Annotated in this window: 16 protein-coding genes; 7 read left to right on the top strand and 9 right to left on the bottom strand. The window is 74.9% G+C overall.

What is annotated here, in order from left to right; genetic code table 11:
* Positions 1-102: 102 nt before the first annotated feature.
* Genes ACFY7H_RS17205 through ACFY7H_RS17185 form a run of 5 tightly spaced genes read left to right on the top strand, consistent with a single transcriptional unit; the run spans position 103 to position 8177 of the window.
* Positions 103-1362: a hypothetical protein gene (locus ACFY7H_RS17205; protein ID WP_388939129.1), complete on the top strand. Its 1260-nt coding sequence runs from the start codon at positions 103-105 to the stop codon at positions 1360-1362.
* 5 nt (positions 1363-1367) lie between these two features.
* Positions 1368-4190 carry a tetratricopeptide repeat protein gene (locus tag ACFY7H_RS17200; protein ID WP_388939128.1) on the top strand — a complete coding sequence of 941 codons (2823 nt, stop codon included), beginning with the start codon at positions 1368-1370 and terminating at the stop codon, positions 4188-4190.
* Positions 4191-4193: 3 nt separating this feature from the next.
* A complete protein-coding gene (locus tag ACFY7H_RS17195; protein ID WP_388938851.1) occupies positions 4194-5777 on the top strand; it encodes a protein phosphatase 2C domain-containing protein in 1584 nt (527 codons plus the stop codon).
* 38 nt (positions 5778-5815) lie between these two features.
* The gene (locus ACFY7H_RS17190) at positions 5816-7141 is read left to right on the top strand and encodes a VWA domain-containing protein (RefSeq protein ID WP_388938850.1); all 1326 of its coding nucleotides are present in this window, start codon (positions 5816-5818) and stop codon (positions 7139-7141) included.
* A 46-nt stretch (positions 7142-7187) separates the two neighbouring features.
* Positions 7188-8177 carry an FHA domain-containing protein gene (locus ACFY7H_RS17185; protein WP_388939127.1) on the top strand — a complete coding sequence of 330 codons (990 nt, stop codon included), beginning with the start codon at positions 7188-7190 and terminating at the stop codon, positions 8175-8177.
* 12 nt (positions 8178-8189) lie between these two features.
* Here the strand turns inward: ACFY7H_RS17185 and ACFY7H_RS17180 are convergent, their stop codons facing one another.
* On the bottom strand, positions 8190-9179 hold the full coding sequence (locus ACFY7H_RS17180) for a methyltransferase domain-containing protein (protein WP_388938848.1): 990 nt from the start codon (positions 9177-9179) through the stop codon (positions 8190-8192).
* Between the two features lie 109 nt (positions 9180-9288).
* Here ACFY7H_RS17180 and ACFY7H_RS17175 point away from each other — a divergent pair, with 109 nt between their 5' ends.
* The gene (locus tag ACFY7H_RS17175; protein WP_388938846.1) at positions 9289-9693 is read left to right on the top strand and encodes a globin; all 405 of its coding nucleotides are present in this window, start codon (positions 9289-9291) and stop codon (positions 9691-9693) included.
* A gap of 12 nt (positions 9694-9705) precedes the next feature.
* On the opposite strand, the gene ACFY7H_RS17170 is transcribed toward ACFY7H_RS17175, so the two are convergent.
* Genes ACFY7H_RS17170 through ettA form a run of 3 tightly spaced genes read right to left on the bottom strand, consistent with a single transcriptional unit; the run spans position 9706 to position 12563 of the window.
* Positions 9706-10425: a hypothetical protein gene (locus tag ACFY7H_RS17170; protein WP_388938844.1), complete on the bottom strand. Its 720-nt coding sequence runs from the start codon at positions 10423-10425 to the stop codon at positions 9706-9708.
* On the bottom strand, positions 10422-10889 hold the full coding sequence (locus ACFY7H_RS17165; RefSeq protein WP_388938843.1) for an acyl-CoA thioesterase: 468 nt from the start codon (positions 10887-10889) through the stop codon (positions 10422-10424). The genes ACFY7H_RS17170 and ACFY7H_RS17165 overlap by 4 nt, the downstream gene beginning before the upstream one ends.
* Positions 10890-10898: 9 nt before the next feature.
* Positions 10899-12563, bottom strand: a complete 1665-nt coding sequence (gene ettA / locus ACFY7H_RS17160) for an energy-dependent translational throttle protein EttA (protein ID WP_388938841.1) — start codon at positions 12561-12563, stop codon at positions 10899-10901.
* Between the two features lie 228 nt (positions 12564-12791).
* On the opposite strand from ettA, the gene ACFY7H_RS17155 reads away from it, so the two are divergent.
* Complete coding sequence (locus ACFY7H_RS17155) at positions 12792-13355, top strand: hypothetical protein (RefSeq protein WP_388938839.1); 564 nt, start codon at positions 12792-12794, stop codon at positions 13353-13355.
* Here ACFY7H_RS17155 and ACFY7H_RS17150 read toward each other — a convergent pair.
* From ACFY7H_RS17150 to ACFY7H_RS17130, 5 genes are all read right to left on the bottom strand, one after another.
* Complete coding sequence (locus ACFY7H_RS17150) at positions 13340-14893, bottom strand: bifunctional phosphatase PAP2/diacylglycerol kinase family protein (protein WP_388938838.1); 1554 nt, start codon at positions 14891-14893, stop codon at positions 13340-13342. The two genes, ACFY7H_RS17155 and ACFY7H_RS17150, sit on opposite strands and share 16 nt — an antisense overlap.
* Before the next feature lie 32 nt (positions 14894-14925).
* Positions 14926-16107, bottom strand: a complete 1182-nt coding sequence (locus ACFY7H_RS17145; RefSeq protein WP_388938837.1) for a TQXA domain-containing protein — start codon at positions 16105-16107, stop codon at positions 14926-14928.
* A gap of 269 nt (positions 16108-16376) precedes the next feature.
* Positions 16377-16784, bottom strand: coding sequence for a single-stranded DNA-binding protein (locus ACFY7H_RS17140; RefSeq protein ID WP_388938835.1), 408 nt, complete (start codon positions 16782-16784; stop codon positions 16377-16379).
* Positions 16785-16882: 98 nt separating this feature from the next.
* A complete protein-coding gene (locus ACFY7H_RS17135; RefSeq protein WP_388938833.1) occupies positions 16883-18853 on the bottom strand; it encodes a GTPase in 1971 nt (656 codons plus the stop codon).
* A 4-nt stretch (positions 18854-18857) separates the two neighbouring features.
* Positions 18858-20471 (bottom strand): dynamin family protein, encoded by a 1614-nt coding sequence (locus ACFY7H_RS17130; protein ID WP_388938831.1) that lies wholly within the window; start codon positions 20469-20471, stop codon positions 18858-18860.
* Positions 20472-20710 lie beyond the last annotated feature (239 nt).

The following is a 20710-nucleotide window of genomic DNA, read 5'->3' as shown; positions in this document are numbered from 1 at the left end:
TCGGAGCGGTACGTGAGCGAGCCTTACACGAGCGGGCCCCGTGCGGGCGGGCCCCATCCGAGCGAGCTCCGTGCGCCCCTGCCGGGGGCGGGGCCGGCGGTGATGGACCGGGACGACGTCGACCGGGCGCTGGCCCGTCTGGGCGCGGAGCACGAGGCCGTCGAGACCTCCCTGCTCGCGCTCCAGGACCACGCGGGACGGCGGCTGCTGGAGGGCGCCGCGCTGAGCGGGGTCACCAAGGAGCGGTGGGCCGCCGCCGACGCGTCGGTGACCCGGCTGTGGACGTACTTCGACGCCTACAGCGGGGCGCTGGCCGCCGCCCGGGAGATCCGCGAGCGGCGCCGCTGGCCGAGCCGGGAGGACCTGGCCGAGCTGACGGAGCGGCTGCGCGGGCCGGGGGTGACGATCGCCGGGGCCGGGGTGGAGGGCGCGGCGCTGGCGGAGCGCTTCTCGCTGGCCGAGCTGGTGGCCCGGATGAACGAGCTGTACGCATCCGCCCTGGACGTGGTAATCGCCGCCGACGCGGTGTGGTCGGCGCTGCCCGCGCGGATCGACCTGCTCGCCGCCGAGCTGCACCGGACGCGTTCGCTGGCGCATTCGGTGGGGGTCCGGCCGGGCGAGCACCCCTCGGGGGACGACCTGGAGGAGTTCACCGCCGAGCTGACCCGGCTGCGGGAGGCGGTGATCGCCGACCCGCTGGCCTTCTGGGTGCCGGCGGCGGGGAGCTCCGCCCCGGGCGGGGGCCGTCCGGACACCGCCCGCTACGACCGGGCGGCGCGCGCCCTGGACGAGGTACGCCGCGAGGTGGAAGCGGTCCTGACGGTACGGCAGGACGCGGAACAGCGGCTGATCGCGGTACGGGACCTGCTGTCGCGCGCCGACCGGACCCTGGCGGAGGCGCGGACGGCGCGCGGCGAGGTGCTGGCGAAGATCGCGGCGTCGGAGGTGCCGGCGGTCAGCGGCCCGCCGACGGCCCTCCAGGAACAGCTTGCGGCGGCGGCCGAGTACCGGCGGCGGTCGCAGTGGCACCGGCTGTCGCCGCTGCTGGACGCGCTGGAGGACCGGGCCGAGGAGGAACTGCGCAGGGCCCGCGAATCGTTGACGGCGGTGACGGCGCCCCTGGCGGTGCGGGCCGAGCTGCGCGGGCGGCTCGACGCGTACAAGGCCAAGGCGGCCCGGCACGGCATCGCGGAGGACCCGCTGCTGATCGAGCGGTACGACGCGGCCCGGCGGATGCTGTGGAGCGCGCCCTGCGACCTGCGGGCCGCGGAGCAGGCGGTCCGGCGCTACCAGCAGGCGACGGCGGAGGCGCTGGCGCCGCAGGAACACCGGCCCGCGCGGCCGGGGGAGGAGGAGGCATGACCCCGATCGGAACGCCCTGCCTTCGCCCCGGCTGCCCGGGTGCGTACGAGGACATGGGTGGCGGCGGGCTCTACTGCGACACCTGCGGGCTGGCGCCGGTGGGTGCGGTCGCCGCGGGCGCGGAGGAACTGGTGTCGCCGCCGACCGGGATGACGAGCGCCGCCCGGCACGGCGACTCCCGGGGTTCGGCGGGTTCGCGCGGTTCCGGCCGGTCCTCGGCCTCGGCCCGCTCCTCGCGGTCTTCCCGCTCGTCCTCCTCGCGCCGTTCGGTGTCCGGCCGGCTCTCGCGTTCGCTGGCCGGCAGCGCGTCCAGCCGGTCGGTGTCGGTGCGCAGTTCGGGTTCGGCCGCGTCCTCGTCGGGGCGTGGCCGGCTGGGCGCGGGGCTCGTCAGCGTGCCCGAGGTGCCGCGTCCGGATCCGTCGGCGGCGGTGCTGGAGAACCCGGAGGTGCCGGAGCGGAAGCGGTTCTGCTCGCGCTCGGACTGCGGGGCTCCGGTGGGCCGGGCGCGCGGGGACCGGCCGGGGCGCACGGAGGGCTTCTGCACCAAGTGCGGGCACCCGTACTCCTTCGTGCCGAAGCTGCGCGCCGGGGACGTGGTGCACGGCCAGTACGAGGTGGCGGGCTGCCTCGCGCACGGCGGGCTCGGCTGGGTCTACCTGGCGGTGGACCGGGCGGTGTCGGACCGGTGGGTGGTGCTCAAGGGCCTGCTCGACACCGGGGACCAGGACGCGATGGAGGCGGCGATCTCCGAGCGGCGTTTCCTCGCGGAGATCGAGCACTCCAACATCGTGCGGATCTACAACTTCGTCGAGCACCTGGATCAGCGGACCGGTTCGCTGGACGGGTACATCGTCATGGAGTACGTGGGCGGCAAGTCGCTGAAGGAGATCGCCAACGAGCGGCGCCGGCCGGACGGGCGGCGCGATCCGCTGCCGGTGGAGCAGGCGTGCGCGTACGGGATCGAGGCCCTGGAGGCCCTCGGGCACCTGCACAGCCGCAACCTCCTCTACTGCGACTTCAAGGTCGACAACGCCATCCAGCAGCAGGACCAGCTGAAGCTGATCGACATGGGCGCGGTCCGGCGGATGGACGACGAGGAGTCGGCCATCTACGGCACGGTGGGCTACCAGGCGCCCGAGGTGGCGGAGGTGGGCCCCTCGGTGGCCTCCGACCTGTACACGGTGGCGCGCACCCTGGCGGTGCTGACCTTCGACTTCCAGGGCTACACGAACGTGTTCGTGGACTCGCTGCCGGATCCGGAGCACATCGAGGTGTTCCAGCGGTACGAGTCCTTCTACCGGCTGCTGGTACGGGCGACCGACCCGGATCCGGGGCGGCGGTTCGCGTCCGCGCAGGAGATGGCGGACCAGCTGACGGGTGTGCTGCGGGAGGTGGTCGCGCTGCAGACGGGCCGGCCGAGGCCGCAGCTGTCGACGCTCTTCGGGCCGGAACTGCGGGTTCCGGACACCCGGCTGTACGCGGACGCGCCGGGGGCGGAGGTGTCCCGGCTGGGGGTGCGGTCCGTGGCCGCCGGGCGGGGCGGGCCGTTCGGCCGGCGCACCCGCACCGCGGCTTCGGCGGGTGCGGCGGGTGCCGTGGCCCCGGCGGGCGCACCCGCGGCTCCCGGGCAGGGCACGGGTGCGGGTCCGGCGGTGGCGCACGGGTCGGAGCCCGTCCCGGCCGGCGTGCCGGGGCGGGGCGGGCCGGCCGGTGCCGGAGCCGTGCCCGCTCCGTCCGCCGGAGCCTCCCCCGCGGGAGGCGGCGCGGCGCCGCCCGCACTCGCGACCACCGCCACGCACGTCGCCGGGTCCGCCGTGCCCGGGCCCCGGCGGGCGCCGGCGGCCCCCGCGCAAGCGCTCCCGCCGCTCCCGGCCCCGCGTACGCCGCCGCCGGCCACCGCCGGGCTCGCACCCCTCGACGCCCGCGACACCGCACTGGCCCTGCCGGTGCCGCTGGTGGACCCCGCCGACCCCAATGCCGGCTTCCTCGCCGGCCTGCTCGCCTCCGCCCCCGCCGACCTGCTGGGCGCCCTCGGCGCGGCGCCGGCCGACTCCGTCGAACTGCGGCTGCGGGAACTGCGCGCCCGGCTCGAACTGGGCGAACTGGCCGTCGCCGGCGACGCCCTGGCCGAGCTGGAGGTCCGGTACCCGGACGACTGGCGAGTGGTGTGGGCGCGCGGGATCGCCTCCCTGGCCACGGGGGACGACGCGATAGCGGCCCTGTCCTTCGACGCCGTCTACGACGCCTTCCCGGGCGAGCCCGCGCCGAAGCTGGCGCTCGGGCTGTGCGCGGAGATCCTGGGGCAGCTGGACAACGCCGCCGAGTACTACCGGCTCGTGTGGATCACCGACCCGGGCTTCGTGAGCGCGGCCTTCGGGCTGGCCCGGGTCCAGCTGGCGGCCGGCGACCGGGAGGCGGCGGTGCGCACCCTGGAATCCGTACCGGAGGCGTCGATCCACTACACCGCCGCACGGGTGGCGGCCGTACGGGCACGCCTGCGCGACCGTTCCCCGCATGAGGAGCTGCTGGCCGACCTCGCGGCGGCTTCCGACCAGGTGGAGGCGCTGCGGCGGTTCGGCCTGGACCCGGAGCGGCAGGAGCGGCTGGCGACGGAGGTCCTGGGCTCCGCCCTGGACTGGGTACTGTCGGGTAGCCGGGGTGCCGACCCCGGCCGGACCTCGCTGCTCGGCAGTCAACTGGACGAGCGGGGCCTGCGCTTCGGCCTGGAACGCTCCTACCGCGTCCTCGCCCGGCTGGCGCAGCGGGGCGAGGAGCGGATCGAACTGGTGGAACGGGCAAACCGTTTCCGTCCCCGGACGTGGGTGTGAGTGATGTCGATGCATCGGCCGTCGGGCTGCCCCAGCTGCGCGGAGCCCCTGGAGGAGGGTGACCGTTTCTGCGGCGTGTGCGGATACGCCCTCTCCGCCGCGCCCCCCGCCACGGATCCCACCCCGACCCTCCCGGTCACCCCCACCCGGGGCGCGGCGGACCGGGCCGGGTCCGAGCCCCCGGCGTCCGGCCCCGCCGAAGCTCCGGCGGCCGCGGCCCCGGAGCGGTCCGACGCCGGCGTCCCCACCGCACCCGGCGCCGCCGAGCCGGCCCCCGTCCCGGCCGGGGCCGCGCACCACGCCGTCCCGGGCTACGGCGGCTCCGCCGGGTACGGGGTGCCCGCGCCCGGATGGGAGGGCGAGACCGGGCCGGACGCCCCCTGGGCCTCAGCCGCCGCGCCCGGGGAACCGCACGCCGGGGCCGCGCGGGAAGCCCCGTACGGAGGCGCGGCTCAGGGCGGCGGCCCGCACGAAGACCCGTACGGCGGCGCCGCGCGGGAGGACCCCTACGCGGGCAGCGGCGGCGTCCGCCACGACCCGCCCGGCACCACGCCCGAGGAGCCGTACGGCGGCGCCGCGCCGGAGACCCCGTCCGGCACCCCGCAGGGCGAGGCCAGGACCTGCGTCGCCTGCCGCGCCGGGCACGTGGACACCGACGGGTACTGCGAGCACTGCGGCCACGCGCAGCCCCGGGAGCGGGACCACCTGGAGGAGGAGCTCTGCAGCGTCGCCGCCGTCAGCGACCGCGGCCTGCGCCACCACCGCAACGAGGACTCCTTCGCCGTGTCGGCCACCGCCCTGCCCGACGGCTCCGCCGCCACCGTCGCCATCGTCTGCGACGGCGTCTCCTCCGCCAGCCGTCCCGACGAGGCGTCGGCGGCCGCCGCCGGCGCCGCCAACGAGGCGCTCCTCGAAGCCCTTCCACGCGGCGCCAACCCGGTCGAGGCCATGCACGAGGCGATCCTCGCGGCGGCCGCCGCGGTGACCGCCCTCGCCCCGCCGGCGCCCGGCGCGCAGAACGCCCCCGCCTGCACGCTCGTCGGGGCCGTCGTCAGCGGCGGTGTGCTGACCATCGGCTGGGTCGGCGACAGCCGCGCCTACTGGGTGCCGGACGACCGCTCCGCCCTGGCCCGCCGGCTCACCGAGGACGACTCCTGGGCCGCCCAGATGGTCGCGGCGGGCCTGATGGGAGAGGCCGAGGCCTACGCCGACGTCCGGGCCCACGCCATCACCGGCTGGCTCGGGGCCGACGCGTACGACCTCGAACCGCACACCGCCAGCTTCAGACCGGACCACCCCGGCGTGGTGGTCGTGTGCACCGACGGCCTGTGGAACTACGCCGAGTCCGCGCGGGAGATGGCCCGGCTCCTGCCGGCGGACGCCGCCGCCCGCCCGCTGCACAGCGCGCAGGTACTGGTCGGACACGCCCTGGACGGGGGCGGCCACGACAACATCACGGTCGCCGTCGTGCCCTTCGGCGACCCGGTGCAGGCGCCGCCCGAAGCGCGGGCGGAAGCGCATGCGGAAGCACCCGCACGACCCGAAGCGGAATCCGAAGCGGAACCGCAGGTCCGCCCCCAGGGCTGACCGCCCGCCCCAGCCGGCCCGGAGGAGGAGTCCAACCTATGGCGAACTTCGCCAAACCGAGCGCCCCGCGCTTCAGCGTGGAGGTGTACCAGAACGAGTTCCTGCCCGCGGGCGGGCGCGACGTGCACGCCATCGTGACGGTCACCTCCACCGGCGGAGCCACCGCCACCGCCGCGTACGCACCCGGCCAGGACGCGGCCGTCGTGATCATGGTGGACTGCTCCGGCTCCATGGAGTACCCGCCCGACAAGATGCGCGGCGCCCGCGAGGCCACCGCCGCCGCGATCGACACCCTCCGCGACGGCACGGCCTTCGCCGTGATCGCCGGCACCCACGAGGCCAAGGAGGTCTACCCCGGCCGTGGCGGCCTCGCCACCGCCGGACCCGCCACCCGCGCCCAGGCCAAGGAAGCCCTGCGCGGCCTGCACGCCGGCGGCGGCACGGCCATCGGGACCTGGCTGCGGCTCGCCGACGGCCTGCTGCGCCGGACCCCGGCCCAGATCCGGCACGGCATCCTGCTCACCGACGGCCGCAACGAGCACGAGGACCCGGCGGTGCTGCGCGCCACCCTCGACGCCTGCGCCGGCCGCTTCACCTGCGACGCGCGCGGGGTGGGCACGGACTGGGAGGTGAAGGAGGTGAGGGGGATCGCGAACGCGCTGCTCGGCTCCGCCGACATCGTCGCCGATCCGGCGCGTCTCGCCGAGGACTTCACGCGCATGATGGAGAAGGTCATGGGCAAGGAGGTCGCGGACGTCGCGCTGCGCCTGTGGACCCCGGTCGGCGCGGAGATCCAGTACGTCAAGCAGGTCTCGCCCTCCGTCCAGGACCTGACGGACCGCCGCACCGGGGCGGGCCCGCGCGCCGGGGACTACCCGACGGGCTCCTGGGGCGACGAGTCCCGCGAGTACCACGTGTGCGTCCGGGTGCCCGGCGGTTCCGTGGGCCAGGAGATGCTGGCCGCCCGGGCCTCGCTCGTCCTGCCCGGTCCGGACGGCGAACCGCGTCCGCCGCTCGCCCAGGGGCTGGTCCGGGCGGTGTGGACGGACGACCTGGGCGCTTCGACGGCCATCAGCCCGCAGGTGGCGCACTACACGGGGCAGGCGGAGCTCGCGGAGGCTATCCAGCAGGGGCTGGAAGCCCGCAAAATGGGCGATGTCGACGGCGCGACGGCGAAACTGGGCCGTGCCGTGCAGCTGGCGAGCGCCTCCGGCAACGCCAACACCGCGAAACTGCTCGCGAAGGTGGTGGATGTCGTGGACGCGGTGGCGGGTACTGTGCGGCTGAAGGCGAAGGTCGCCGATGCCGACGAGATGACCCTTGAAACGCGTTCGACGCAGACCGTCCGAGTGAAGAAGACCTGAGAAGAAGCCTGACGCGATGACGCAGGGAGAAGGGGGAGCCGCCGCGATGCCGACCTGCCCGAACGGCCACCAGTCCGCCTCCGACGACTGGTGCGAGGTCTGCGGCCACCGGATGGCCGCCCCCGCGGGCGCCTCCGCGGCACCCTCCCACGGCTACGGCTACCCGCCCACCGGCGGAGAGCCGACCGCGCAGGCCGAGCTGTGCCCGCGGTGCCGGACCCCGCGCGAGGCGATGGCCCCCTTCTGCGAGGAGTGCCGGTACAACTTCCTCACCCGCACGGCGACCCCGTACGCGGCGGAGGCCGGGCCGGGCACGGTGGGCACCCCGCCGTCGCCTCCCCAGCCGCCGGTTCCGCCCCTGCCGGTGTACTCCCAGGACCACTTCGACTACCAGGGCTCCCGCCCGTCGCGGGTCAACCGCCCGGCGGAGCCTCTCCAGGGCGAGGACGACTGGCTGCTCCAGCCGCCCGCGCCGGAACGGCCCGCGCGGCCGCAGCCGGTGGAGCGGGAGTACCCGCAGCCCGCCCCGCAGCCGGAGTACCAGCAGCCCGAGTACCAGCCGGCCGAGTACCCGCAGCCACAGCCGGCGCAGCCGTCGCAGCAGGAGCCCGTCCCCGATCTGGACGGCGGCGCCTCCTGGTCGGCGACGATCGGCCCCGACCGTTCTTACTTCACGGCGATGATGCGGCGCAGCGGTCCCGAGGCCGCCGCCCTCAACCTTCCCGCGTACTCCCCGGAGTTGCACCTTCCGCTCTCCGGGAGCCAGATCACCATCGGCCGGCGCCGCGCCTCGACGGGAGAATCCCCGGACATCGACCTGTCGGTGCCGCCGGAGGACCCGGGCGTCTCCCACCAGCACGCCGTGCTCGTCCAGCAGCCGGACCTGACCTGGGCCGTGGTCGACCAGAACTCCACCAACGGCACCACCATCAACGGCGGTGAGGAGCCCATCCAGCCGTACGTCCCGGTGCCCCTCGCCGACGGCGACCGCGTCCACGTCGGCGCCTGGACCACCATCACCGTCCGCCGCGGCTGAGGACCGTTCCGCTCAGGTCTCCTCCCCCAGGGGCCACACGTAGGGCCCCTGGGGATCGTCGAGCCAGGCCCACTGCCCCTCCGGGGTGACGGTGACGCCGAACCGCTCGCGCGCCGGGCGGCCCTCGCCGCGCCACAGGTCGAGCGCCTCGCGGGGGTGGAGCACGCCCGCCGTCAGGATCAGCAGGAACTGGAAGCGCTCGTTCTCCACCAGTTCGTACGGGATCCCGTGCAGCGGCCCGGTCGCCCCCGGGGGTCCCGGCGCGGCCGTGGCACCGCGCAGCGGGACGAAGTACGCGGAGGTGTGCAGGAAGCGGCCCTCCGCGAAGGCGGCGTCCCGGACGGTGAGCGCGATCAGCCCGGTCGACAGCGGGGCCAGGATCCGCGCCCCCGGCCGGCACTGGCCGAGCCAGGCGGGCGGGATCAGCGGCAGGGTGCAGGTCACCAGGATCCGGTCGAAGGGCGCCCGGGCGGGACAGCCGCGGGCCCCGTCCCCGGTGACGACGGCGGGCCGGTAGCCGAGCAGCGCCAGGTGGGAGCGTGCCGACTCGGTGATCTCCTCGTCCAGGTCCACCGTGGTGACGTGCTCGTCGCCGAGCCGGTGGCAGAGCAGGGCCGCGTTGTAGCCGGTCCCGGTGCCGATCTCCAGCACGTCGTGCCCGTCGCGCACGTCCAGCGCGTGCAGCATCTTCGCCATCAGGGAGGGCTGGCTGCTGGAGGAGACCAGCTCGCCGTCGCGCAGCCTCGTCGCCAGTGGGGCGTCGGTGTACACCCCGCGCAGCCAGCGGGCCCGGCGCTCGGGGTCCGGGTCCTCGGCCCACAGCCGCTCGTGCCCGGCTCCGCGGCCGGTCCAGAAGTACGGCACGAACAGGTGCCGGGGCACGGCGGCGAACGCCGCCCGCCAGGCCGGGTCCTCCAGCGCACCGGCGGCTGTGAGTTCCCGTACCTGGGCGGCGTGCGCGACCGCGCGCAGGTCCCTTTCCCCGGCCTTCGCCGTGCTCATGTCTCCACTGTGCTGCGGGCGGGCCCCGGAGGCGACCTCTCGGCGGGGGCCCGTCGCCGGTGGTCCTGGGACCGGCGTCCTGCGTCCGGGCGTCTGAGACGATGGTCGGGTGAATGACGATCCGCAGAGCACGGTGCAGGAGACGACCTTCTACGAGCAGGTCGGCGGCGAGGAGACCTTCCGCCGTCTGGTCCACCGCTTCTACCAGGGGGTCGCGGGAGATCCGCTGCTGCGCCCGATGTACCCGGAGGAGGACCTCGGGCCCGCCGAGGAGCGGTTCGCGCTGTTCCTGATGCAGTACTGGGGCGGCCCGACGACGTACAGCCGCGACCGGGGGCACCCGCGGCTGCGCATGCGGCACGCGCCGTTCCAGGTGGACGCGGCCGCGCACGACGCGTGGCTGGGGCACATGCGCGTGGCGGTGGACGAGCTGGGCCTGGCACCGGAGCACGAGGCGCAGCTGTGGCGGTACCTGACCTACGCGGCCGCCTCGATGATCAACACCCCCGGGTAGTACCGCGCAGCGCTAGACCGGCCGTACCTGGAGGGTGCCCAGCCCTCCGGTGCCGCCGGGGCGGCGGGTGGCGACGGATCCGTACGGGGTGCTGAGCCGGAGCCAGCCGCCGGAGGCGAACAGGGCCACCGGGGCGGGACCGCCCGCGGCGGGGACGCCGGCGGGCACGGTGGTGCGTACCGGCCGCAGGAAGCCCAGCGACTGCGCGGCGTGCACGGCGCGCAGCGGCAGTTCGGTGTCGCCCAGGGTCCGCGACCAGATCTCGCGGCCGATGCGGTCCCGCTCGGAGCGGGTCCGGTGCTGCGGGGGCAGGGCCTCGTCCCGGGCCCGGAACTCGGCGACGGCGGCGGCGACGGCGGCCCGTACCGCCTCGGGGCCGGGCAGGCCGGGGACCGGCTGCCAGCCGCCGCGGGGCGGCAGGACCCCCGCCCAGGGCGGGCCGGTGACGGCGCCGGGGACGGTGACGGCGGCTCCGTCCTCGTCCACGGCCTCCAGCAGCTCGCCCGCCGAGACGGTGACGTCCAGCGGGGTGGCGAGGGGCTCGGCGAGGCGTGCGGTGCGGATGGCCAGGACCTCGAAGGAGGGCGGCCGTCCGAAGACGGCGAGCGCGCCGCCGCCCGCCCGCGCCTGCAGGCGGACCGCGGCGGCGCGGTCGTAGTGCACCAGCCGGCCCAGGAAGGCGGCGAGGTCCGCCGCCTCCCCGGAGTCGGCGAGGCGCAGCTGTCCGTTCATGCCGCGAGGCGCCCTTCGGCGGCCGCAGGGGCGTTCTCGGGCGCGTCGAGGTACTGCTCGAGGAAGTGCCGCTCCTCGGCCGTGATGCGGCGGGGCCGCCCCTCGGCGAGGTTGTAGGGCACGACCACCGTCTCGGCGCGGACGTAGACGGTCTCCGGGCTGTCCTCGGTCGCCTCGTCCTTGACCTCGTAGCGGATGGTCAGGGAGGCGGCGCCGATCCGGGTCACCCAGGACTCGATCAGCACCGGCTCGTGCCGGTGCACGAGGGGCAGCTTGTAGTCGATCTCGTGACGGGCCACGACGGAGCCGCCCGTGAAGGAGTCGCTGCCCTCCCCCGGCGCCAGGCGGAACATGAAGTCGATGCGCGCCTCCTCCAGGTAGCGGAGGAAGACGACGTTGTTGACGTGCCCGAAGGCATCCATGTCCGCCCAGCGGAGGGGGCACCGGTAGTGGTGTCTGGCCATGGCTGCGGCCTAACCCCGGGTGAGCTTCTTGTAGGTGGCGCGGTGCGGACGGGTGGCGTCCGGGCCGAGCCGCTCGACCTTGTTCTTCTCGTAGGACTCGAAGTTGCCCTCGAACCAGAACCACTTCGACTCGCCCTCGTAGGCGAGGATGTGCGTCGCGACCCGGTCCAGGAACCAACGGTCGTGGGAGACGACCACGGCCGCACCCGGGAACTCCAGCAGCGCGTTCTCGAGCGAGCCGAGGGTCTCGACGTCGAGGTCGTTGGTGGGCTCGTCGAGGAGCAGCAGGTTGCCGCCCTGCTTGAGGGTGAGCGCGAGGTTCAGGCGGTTGCGCTCACCGCCGGAGAGCACGCCGGCGGCCTTCTGCTGGTCCGGGCCCTTGAAGCCGAAGGCGCTGACATACGCGCGGGACGGCATCTCGACGTTGCCGACGTTGATGTAGTCCAGCTCGTCCGACACGACCGCCCAGAGGGACTTCTTGGGGTCGATGTTGGCGCGGCCCTGGTCGACGTACGAGATCTTGACGGTCTCGCCCACCTTGATCTCGCCGGAGTCCGGGGCCTCCAGGCCCTGGATCATCTTGAAGAGCGTGGTCTTGCCGGCGCCGTTCGGGCCGATGATGCCGACGATGCCGTTGCGCGGCAGCGTGAAGGACAGGTCGTCGATGAGGACCTTGTCGCCGAACGCCTTCGAGAGGTTGTTGACCTCGACCACGATCGAGCCCAGGCGCGGGCCCGGCGGGATCTGGATCTCCTCGAAGTCGAGCTTGCGCATCTTGTCGGCCTCGGCCGCCATCTCCTCGTAGCGGGCGAGGCGGGCCTTGGACTTGGCCTGGCGGCCCTTGGCGTTGGAGCGGACCCACTCCAGCTCTTCCTTGAGGCGCTTGGCGCGCTTCTCGTCCTTCTTGCCCTCGACCTTGAGGCGCTCGGCCTTCTTCTCCAGGTAGGTGGAGTAGTTGCCCTCGTAGGGGTGGGCGCGGCCGCGGTCGAGCTCGAGGATCCACTCGGCGACGTTGTCGAGGAAGTAGCGGTCGTGGGTGACGGCCACGACGGCGCCCTTGTACTGGGCCAGGTGCTGCTCCAGCCAGTTCACGGACTCGGCGTCGAGGTGGTTGGTGGGCTCGTCGAGGAGCAGCAGGTCGGGGGCCTCCAGCAGCAGCTTGCAGAGGGCCACGCGGCGCTTCTCACCACCGGAGAGGTTGGTGACGGGCCAGTCGCCGGGCGGGCAGCCCAGGGCGTCCATGGCCTGCTCCAGCTGGGCGTCGAGGTCCCACGCGTTGGCGTGGTCCAGGTCGTCCTGGAGCTTGCCCATCTCCTCCATGAGCTCGTCGGTGTAGTTCGTCGCCATTTCCTCGGCGATCGCGTTGAACCGGTTGAGCTTGCCCTTGATCTCCGCGACGCCGTCCTCGACGTTCTCGAGGACCGTCTTGGACTCGTCGAGCTTCGGCTCCTGCATGAGGATGCCGACGGAGTAGCCGGGCGACAGGAAGGCGTCGCCGTTGGACGGCTGCTCGATGCCCGCCATGATCTTCAGGACGGTGGACTTGCCGGCGCCGTTCGGGCCGACAACGCCGATCTTCGCCCCCGGCAGGAAGTTCAGGAAGACGTCGTCGAGGATCACCTTGTCACCGTGCGCCTTGCGCGTCTTGCGCATGGTGTAGATGTACTCAGCCAAGAGAAACCGTCCGGCAGATCGATGGTGGGCAGATACACCCCATACTGCCGTACGTCCATCCCCCGGGGGAAACCCGTCCGGGTCCCGCCGGACGGCGGTGGGTGCCTGGCCTGGGCAGGGTGACGCTGGGTACGACTGGTATGACAGGTACCACCGACCGGCGCGACCGGCACGACCGGTGTGACGGGTACGGCCGGTGTGACGGGTACGACGCTCGGGGGAGTCTTTGTGGGCAATTGGCCGCTGCCGCTCGCGATAGCGCTCATCGGCATGACGGGCACGCTCTTCGCGCCGCTGCTGACGCAGCGGCTGGTGGGCCGGGTCCAGTCCGAGCAGTTCGAGCGGCAGGAACGGATGGCCGAGAGCCAGTGGCTGCGCGAGCAGCGGGCCTCCGAGCTGGACGTCCGCCGTGCCTGCTACGTGGCGGCCACGACCGGGTACCGGCGCTACCGGATCGAGCTGATGAACTTCCTGTGGCTCGTCCACAAGGCGCAGGTCACGGCGGACGGCCGGGCGGCCCTGGAAGACGCGCGGCAGGCGATGCACGTGGCCTTCGCGGAGGCGCAGCTGGTCGGGTCCGAGGCGGTCGTGGCCGAGCTGGACGCCACGACGGAGCGGCTCTCCGAGGCCTTCTACCTGATCCTGCGGCTGGAGGAGGGCGACCCGGCACCGGACGGCTCCTTCCAGGAGGTCAAGGCGAACCTGCTGCGGCTCGGAGAGCGGTGGAAGGAGATGCGCGCCCTGATGCGGGCCGACCTCGGGACGGACGCCCGCCTTCAGCGGGGGCGGTAGACGACCAGGGCGTCCGTGAGGGACTCGAGCACGAGCGCGGCGGGGGCCTGGGCGTACTCGCCGTCGTAGGCGAGCGGGGTGCCGGGCGGGATGTCCTCCACGCGCAGGGTGCGCAGCCGGGTGGCCACGTGGACGGGGGACCGGCTGAGGGGGCCGGCGAAGGCGGCGGCCAGCAGGCGCGGGCCGGGACGGCCGCCGCCGTGGACGACGCGCAGGTCGAGCACGCCCTCGCCGACGCCCGCCCGCCTTCGGGGGGCGGGGCCGGTGCCCTGGTAGGTGCCGTTGCCGGCGAAGAGCAGCCACGCGCTCCGGGGACGCCCGGCCAGGGTCAGCCGCACGGGCCGCTCGGCCCGGAGCACCCGCCAGGCGGCCAGCACCGCGGCCGGCCCGCCCCCGATCCGCGGCGCCCAGCGCAGCCGGTGCCGCAGCAGCTCGGGATAGGCCCCGATGCTGAAGTTGTTCAGGAAGTACCGGACCCCGTCCCCGCCCCCGGCGGAACCCGCCGCCCCGGGGGCGTGGCCGGAGGCCGTCGTGCCGGACTGGCCCGTCGGAGGGGTGGGGGACGGGGCCGGGGTGAAGCGGCCGACCGAGACGCGGACCGCCTGGCCGGCGGTGACGGCGCGGCAGGTGTCCTCCGGGCCGGCGAGGCCGAGGTCCAGCGCGAAGTGGTTCAGGGTGCCGCCGGGGAAGACCGCCAGCGGGATCCCGGCCCGCAGGGCGGCGGTCGCGGCGGCGTTGACCGTGCCGTCGCCGCCGCACACCCCGAGCACGGTGGCCCGGGAGGCGGCGTCCGCCAGCGCGGCCTCCAGCTCGTCCCCCGCGCACTCCACGACCTCCGCCTTCGGCAGCTTCGCCCGTACGACGTCGAGCACCTCGGAGGGGGGCGTCCCCGACGAGGTGTTCGCCACGACCGTCAGCCCGGCCCCGTCCGGCAGTGCGGGCGCGCCTGCCTCCGGGCGCTCGTGGCCCGGAGCGGTCCGCGCCTGCTCGGCGCCGCGCGCGATGCCGCGTACGACGAACCCCGCCACGACCCCGAGCGCCGCGCCCGCCAGCACGTCCGACGGGTAGTGCACGCCGGTGTAGACCCGGGAGAAGGCCACCGACGCGGCCACGGGGGCCACCGCGGCGCCCCAGCCGGGCGCCTCCAGGGCGAGGCCGGCGGTGAAAGCGGCGGCCGAAGCGGAGTGCCCGGACGGGAAGGAGGTCGTCCACGGCGGCACGGCGGGCTGCCGCACCAGGGGCACCCCCTCCAGCAGCGGCCGGGGCCGCCGCACGGACCACTTCCCGACGGTGTTGATGGTCGCCGAGGCCAGCGCCAGTGAGGCGGCAGCGGTCAGCGCCCCCTTGCGGGCCCGCGGCGAGCCGACGACGGTGATCGCCGCCGCGGTCGCGCCCCACAGCACCCCGTGGTTCGCGGCACGTCCCAGCGCGGGCAGCACCCGTTCGGCGCCGGGCCAGTGCCGCTGGGCCACGGCGTCGAACAGCCGCCGGTCCCAGGCCGCGAACGTGCCCCGCCAGGTCAGTTTCTGATCAGCCACGTCCCGCCTCTACCCCGGGTCGCCGGACGGAATCACCCCTCGCCTTCCTCCCCTTCCAGCGGCCGCTTGCGCAGCAGCAGGACGACCATGCCGCCCAGCACCACGAGTCCGACCGCGAGGGAGGCGATCACCGGCGTGGCCGCGGAGCTGCCGCTGGTCGCCAGCCGCTCCTCGTCCGGGGAGTCCGGCCCGGCCGAGGCCGGTTCGGCGGCCGTCGCCACCTCGGCGGTACCGGACAGCTGGCCCAGCGTTCCGACCGTGTCCGCCGGGACGGCCGGCGGCTGCGGCCAGACCGCCTTGGCGGTGGCGGCCGCCGCGGACTCGCTGGAGCCGGCCACGATCTGCGCCTCGGCCGGGATCCCGCTGGTGAAGACCCGCCCGACGGGCACCTTCGTGGAGCCGTGCACGGTCACGGAGGCCGTCCCGTCCGGGGTGCCGGCGGGCACCTCGAAGTACAGCCGGCTGCCGTTCGCCGCGGAGGCCACCGGCCGCCCCTCGGCGTCGACGACCCGCACCCCCATGGCGGTGGCGGCCGCGTCCGGGGTGACGGTCACGCTCTGCGCGCTCGTCCGGACGGTGACGGGGCCCAGCCGGGTGCCGACGGCGCCCGTCAGCGGCCCCGACACCTGGCCGGGGTCCAGTCCGAGCGAGGCGGGCGGCTCCGGCAGCCGGCCGGCCTCCCGCTGGAGGTAGTCGGCCAGTATCTCCGCCGCCGGGTCGGCCGCCTCCACCTGCGCACCGTCTGCCAGGCGCCAGATCGCCACCTGCGTCCCGGCCGCCGCGCTCTCGGCGGTCAGCGCCGCGGCCCCGGCCGCCTTCGCCAGTCCGGCCAGGTCGTTGTGCTGCGGGTAGGAGTGCTCCAGCACCCAGCGGATCCGGCCCGCCTCGGCGTTCCCGGCGAGGGGGCTGCCGCCCCAGCCGCTCTCCGTGTACCGGGCCTGCGGCTGCGCGTAGCCGGCGACGCCGACTCCGTACGTCTGGAGCATGCCGCCGCCGTCGACCCGCATCTCGTACAGCCCGGCCGGGATCTGCCGGACCGAGCCGTCCCCGGCGCGCAGGACCGCCTGCCCGTACGTCTTGAGGCCGTCGAGCACGGCGCTCGCGCCCCCGGCCCCCCGTCCGGCGGCGGCCGGGCCGGAGTCCGCCGCGGCGCGGGCGCCGGGTGCGGCGGTGAGGGCCGCGGCCAGCAGGGCCGCCGCCAGCGGCCGACGCACGGAGCCCCGTACCCCACCCGCGGCGGCACCGGCGGCGGCCGTGGCGAGGCCGGCGGCGGCACCGGCTGGAAGCGGAACCTGCGGCCCGTCCGGTCCGGCCGCGGGTGGGACGGTGGGCGCGGAGGCCGGTTCGCCCGCCGGTGCGGTGGACGCCGCGCGGGATTCGGAGGATGCGGAGGATGCGGGAACAGCAATCGACACAGTTCTCCCCTTCGGGCCGAAGACCAAGGTGCCCGTGAGTACCGGGGAATCCTAGCCGCCTCGAACACTCAGACCACCGCCACCTTCTGAGGGCCCATCAGTGGGGTGTCCGTCCTGACGACCCTGCGGAAGGCCGCCGTTCCGCGGTTGAGGTCGTGTCCGACGGTGATCGCGTCGATGTCCGCCGAGAACCAGCGGACGCCCTCGCCGTCGGGCGGGTCCTCCCGGACCCGCAGACGTCCGTGGACCACCAGCGGTTCCCCCACCGAGACGGAACTGGCCAGATTGACCGCCAGCACCCGGCGCGCCCACACGGTGTAGAAGCTGGTGGGGGCGTCCGTCCAGGTCTCGGTGCGCCGGTCGAAGTACCGGGGTGTCACAGCGAAGCGGAATCTCGCGGACGGTCCGGTCACCGTCTCCTTGAAGTCGATCTGGGTCGCCACGTGCCCCACCAGCGTCACCAGGGTGTCGTTCATCCCGGCAGCCTCCCCCGCGTTCCGTACCCGTGCGGACCATCCGCACGAGGTACGACCATGCTGGCCGCAGGCGCCGCCCTCCCGCTCGGGCCTGTGGATTACTGGCGGGTTGTGGACAACCTCGTCCCCCCTGCGGCGACCGTCGCGTACTGCTCGCGCACCTCGCGGTAGCGCAGCAGCTCCGCCGCCACCGGTTCCAGCACCCGGGCCCGGCCGCAGCCGGCCGCCGCCTGCCGCAGCCGCCGCTCCGCGTCCTGGCCGTACCTGCGCGCCGGTCCCCGGGCGGCGATCGAGCAGGCCCACTCCACCAGCGGCCCGCCGACGATGCCCGCCACCATGAACAGCACGGGCGGCAGCAGCTTCGGCTCCAGGACCCCGACGATCTGACCGACCAGCCACAGTCCGCCGAAGATCTGCACCAGAGTCATGGCCGCCTGCGCCAGTACCGCCACCGGCCACCACGCGGGCCTCGGCGGCTTGGCGCCGGGTACCGCGACGGCCGCACCCAGAGTCACCGCCAGCTCGTCCAGCGCCTCCGGAAGCCGCTCGGCGCCGCGTACCGCGGTCTCCCGTACGGCCTGCGCCCAGGGGTCGGGCAGCCCGATGACCGCCTCGTCCGCGACGGTGCGTACCGCTTGTTCCACCCGCTGGCGGGCGGTCACCTCCTCCTCGGGGGGCACGGCGGCGGACGCGCCCGGGGTGCGGCCCTTCGCCGACATCAGGGCCAGGGACGCGAGCGAGCGCGGGGCGCGCCTGCTCTCGTACCAGCGCCACAGCCGCAGCCAGGGCGTGCCGCAGGCCTTGCCGGCGTTGCGCCGCCAGGCCCGCTCGGCGGCGAGACCGGCCGCGTACGCCCCGACCGCCTCGGCGAGCCGGTCCTCGAACTCGGCGCGCGCCGCCTCGCCGATCTCGGGCCCGGAGGGTCCGGAGTGCCCGTCCGCCACGTACAGCGGGCGCAGGCGTACGGCGGCCCGGTCGACGTCGGCGCAGATCCGCCGGGTCGCGGCGCCCCTCTCCTGGGTGAACTGTCCGAGGAGCTCGCGGAGTTCCCCGACCCCTTCACCCGTCAGGGCGGACAGTCCGAGCACGGTTGCCCCGGGCTCACCGTGCTCGCCGAGGGCGATCCCGTCGTCGTCCAGCAGCCGCCGCAGGTCGTCCAGGACCAGGTCGGCGGCTTCGCCGGGCAGCCGGTCCACCTGGTTCAGCACGACGAAGGTCACCTCGGCGTGCCCGGCCAGCGGCCGCAGGTACCGCTCGTGCAGGACGGCGTCCGCGTACTTCTCCGGGTCCACCACCCACACCACGGCGTCGACCAGCGCCAGCACCCGGTCCACGTGCTCCCGGTGCGCGCCGACCGCCGAGTCCAGGTCGGGCAGGTCGACGAGGACGAGCCCGCGCAGCGCCCCGGCCTCGGAGGTCTCGCGGGGGCGGCGGCGCAGCCGCCCCGGGATCTCCAGCCGGTCGAGCAGGCCCGCGGCGCCGTCGGACCAGCTGCAGGCGATGGGCGCGGCGGTGGTCGGCCGGCGCAGTCCGGTTTCGGAGATCTGCACTCCGGCGAGTGCGTTGAAGAGCGTGGACTTGCCGCTTCCGGTGGCTCCGGCGATGGCGACGACCGTGTGCTGCGGGGACAGGCCCCGGCGCGCGGCCGCCTCGTCCAGCACCCGGCCGGCTTCGGCGAGGGTCTTGCCGTCGAGGCGGGTCCGGGACAGTCCGACCAGCTGGCGCAGGGCGTCGAGGCGCGTCCGCAGGGCCTGGGCCTCGGGACTGGGCGGAGGCGAGGGCGCCTTGCCGCCGTCGCTGCCGACGCCGGAGACGGCCCGTACGAGCGCCCCGTCCCCGTGGCCGTCCTCGTGGCCGTGGCCGTCCTCGTTCTCGTCCCCGTTCTCGTTCTCGTCGAGGTCGTTGGCGAGGAGCGCCGCGTCGAGGAGGGCGTCGTCGATGAGGGCGTCACCGGCCTGGCGGCCGGAGCCGCGCGGACCTCCCTTGCTGGAGTTCCGGTGGCGCGAGCGTGCGATGAACCCGTCGTCCCACCGGTCACCGGCGTGGTCGCGGTCGGTCACGGCGGTCACCGCGTCACCTCTCCTTCTGCAGTACGGACAGCGCGGCGATCAGCTCGGCCTGTGGTTCGGGGGTGACTTCGAGTGCCTGGAGGGGGGCGAGCCTGCGGTCCCGTTCGGCGCGCAGGACCTGGTCGAGGTGGTCTCCGACCAGTTCGCCGCCCCGGTCGCGCAGGCGTACGGCGGCCTGTACGCCGATCCGCTCGGCGAGCTTCTCCCCCGCCGGCCGGGCCCGTTTGCCGCCGAGGAGAGCGGCGACGAGGAGGGCGGCGACGCCGTCGGGGTCGGGCGCGGGCTGCTTGTCGAGCTTGGCGACCTCCTCCTCGGCGAGCTCCTCCAGCACGCGCCGCCAGCGGCGTACGGCCATGCCGATACGTTCCGCCGCCTCCCGGTCGGGGCCGGGCAGCGGCACCGCCCCGGAGGCCGGCTCGCGCCGCCAGACCTCGGCGATCCGCTCGTCGGCGGCGGCGACGGCGCACTGGAGCAGGGCGGCGAGGGATTCCGCGAGGGAGTCGAGGAGTTCGTCGGCACTGGTGTCGAGGGGGTAGCCGCGCCACCGGGTGAGGGTGTCACCGGCGAGTACGGCGCCCTTGTCGAGGCGGTTGCGGACCCGTTTGCCCTCCTGCCGGTACGCGTTCTCGACGGCCGTCGTCAGCCGGACGGCGGCGGCGTGCTGCGCGGCGACGGCGGAGGCCAGCTCCGGCATGCGGCGCTTGAGGGAGTCGAGCGCGCCGAGGGCGGTCCGGCCGACGGCGTACTGGCGGGCGGCGGGGTCCTGGACGTGATGGGTGAGCCAGGCCAGCAGCGGGGCGACGGCACTGGCCGGCAGCAGCCCGCCGCCACCGGTCGACTCGGGCAGCTCGGGCACCGTGAACCGGGGCACGTCGCCGAGCCCGGCCCGGGTGAGCAGCGCCCCGTACTGGCGCGAGACGTCGGCGAGCACCTGGTGCGGGACCCGGTCGAGGACGGTGACCAGGGTGGCGTTGTACTGCTTGGCGGTGCGCAGCAGGTGCCAGGGGACGGCGTCGGCGTACCGCGAGGCGGTCGTGACCATGACCCAGACGTCGGCGGCGCAGATCAGCTCGGCGGCGAGGGTGCGGTTCTCGACGACGAGGGAGTCGATGTCGGGGGCGTCGAGGACGGCGAGGCCTCGCGGGAGGGTGGAGACGGTCTCGATCCGCAGCTCACGGGTCGAGGCGGGGTGCCCCGGGGCGCGCTGGGGCCTCTTCCTGGAGGCGGGGACCAGCTCCTCGTCCGGCTGGGGCGCCCAGACGCGCATGAGGTCGGGCAGGATCCGCATCCCGGCGAACCAGTGGTGGTCGTCCGGATGGCAGACGAGCACCGGCGTGCGGGTGGTGGGGCGCAGCACTCCGGCTTCGCTGACCTGCCGGCCGACGAGGGAGTTGACGAGGGTGGACTTACCAGCCCCGGTGGAACCGCCGATGACGGCGAGGAGCGGCGCCTCGGGCGACTTCAGCCGGGGGACGAGGTAGTCGTCGAGCTGCGCGAGCAGCTCGGCTCTGGTCTGGCGGGCGCGCGGGGCGCCGGGCAGGGGCAGCGGCAGACGCACGGACGCGACCCGGTCGCGCAGGGCGGACAGGGCATCGAGCAGCTGAGGCCGAACATCCAAGGTCACCACATGCGAAGAATGCCCAATTTAGGACCATTTTTGAAGCTTATACGCCCTCTGCGCGCCGACCGCGACTCCAGAGGGACATCATGGACACCGCGGACGAGTGGGACGCAGGCATAACGAGTGCACAACACCCAGGCCGACGCGGCGCAAAAGCGATGCGAGAATCGCACCTGCCTGCGATTATCGGGACCGCTTCACCGAACCTCCACAACGTGGCACGCGGATGAAGCAAC

It is taken from the genome of Streptomyces sp. NPDC012794, from assembly GCF_042901085.1.
Lineage (GTDB): Bacteria > Actinomycetota > Actinomycetes > Streptomycetales > Streptomycetaceae > Streptomyces.
Note: the sequence above shows the minus strand (reverse complement) of the source record. Positions and strands in the feature narration are given on the sequence as shown.

Excerpts from the sequence above, each read along its gene's own strand:
- ACFY7H_RS17205 (WP_388939129.1), top strand. The coding sequence starts at position 103 with ATGGACCGGGACGACGTCGACCGGGCGCTGGCCCGTCTGGGCGCGGAG.
- ACFY7H_RS17195 (WP_388938851.1), top strand. The coding sequence starts at position 4,194 with ATGTCGATGCATCGGCCGTCGGGCTGCCCCAGCTGCGCGGAGCCCCTG.
- ACFY7H_RS17190 (WP_388938850.1), top strand. The coding sequence starts at position 5,816 with ATGGCGAACTTCGCCAAACCGAGCGCCCCGCGCTTCAGCGTGGAGGTG.
- ACFY7H_RS17185 (WP_388939127.1), top strand. The coding sequence starts at position 7,188 with ATGCCGACCTGCCCGAACGGCCACCAGTCCGCCTCCGACGACTGGTGC.
- ACFY7H_RS17180 (WP_388938848.1), bottom strand. The coding sequence starts at position 9,179 with ATGAGCACGGCGAAGGCCGGGGAAAGGGACCTGCGCGCGGTCGCGCAC.
- ACFY7H_RS17170 (WP_388938844.1), bottom strand. The coding sequence starts at position 10,425 with ATGAACGGACAGCTGCGCCTCGCCGACTCCGGGGAGGCGGCGGACCTC.
- ACFY7H_RS17165 (WP_388938843.1), bottom strand. The coding sequence starts at position 10,889 with ATGGCCAGACACCACTACCGGTGCCCCCTCCGCTGGGCGGACATGGAT.
- ACFY7H_RS17140 (WP_388938835.1), bottom strand. The coding sequence starts at position 16,784 with ATGAACGACACCCTGGTGACGCTGGTGGGGCACGTGGCGACCCAGATC.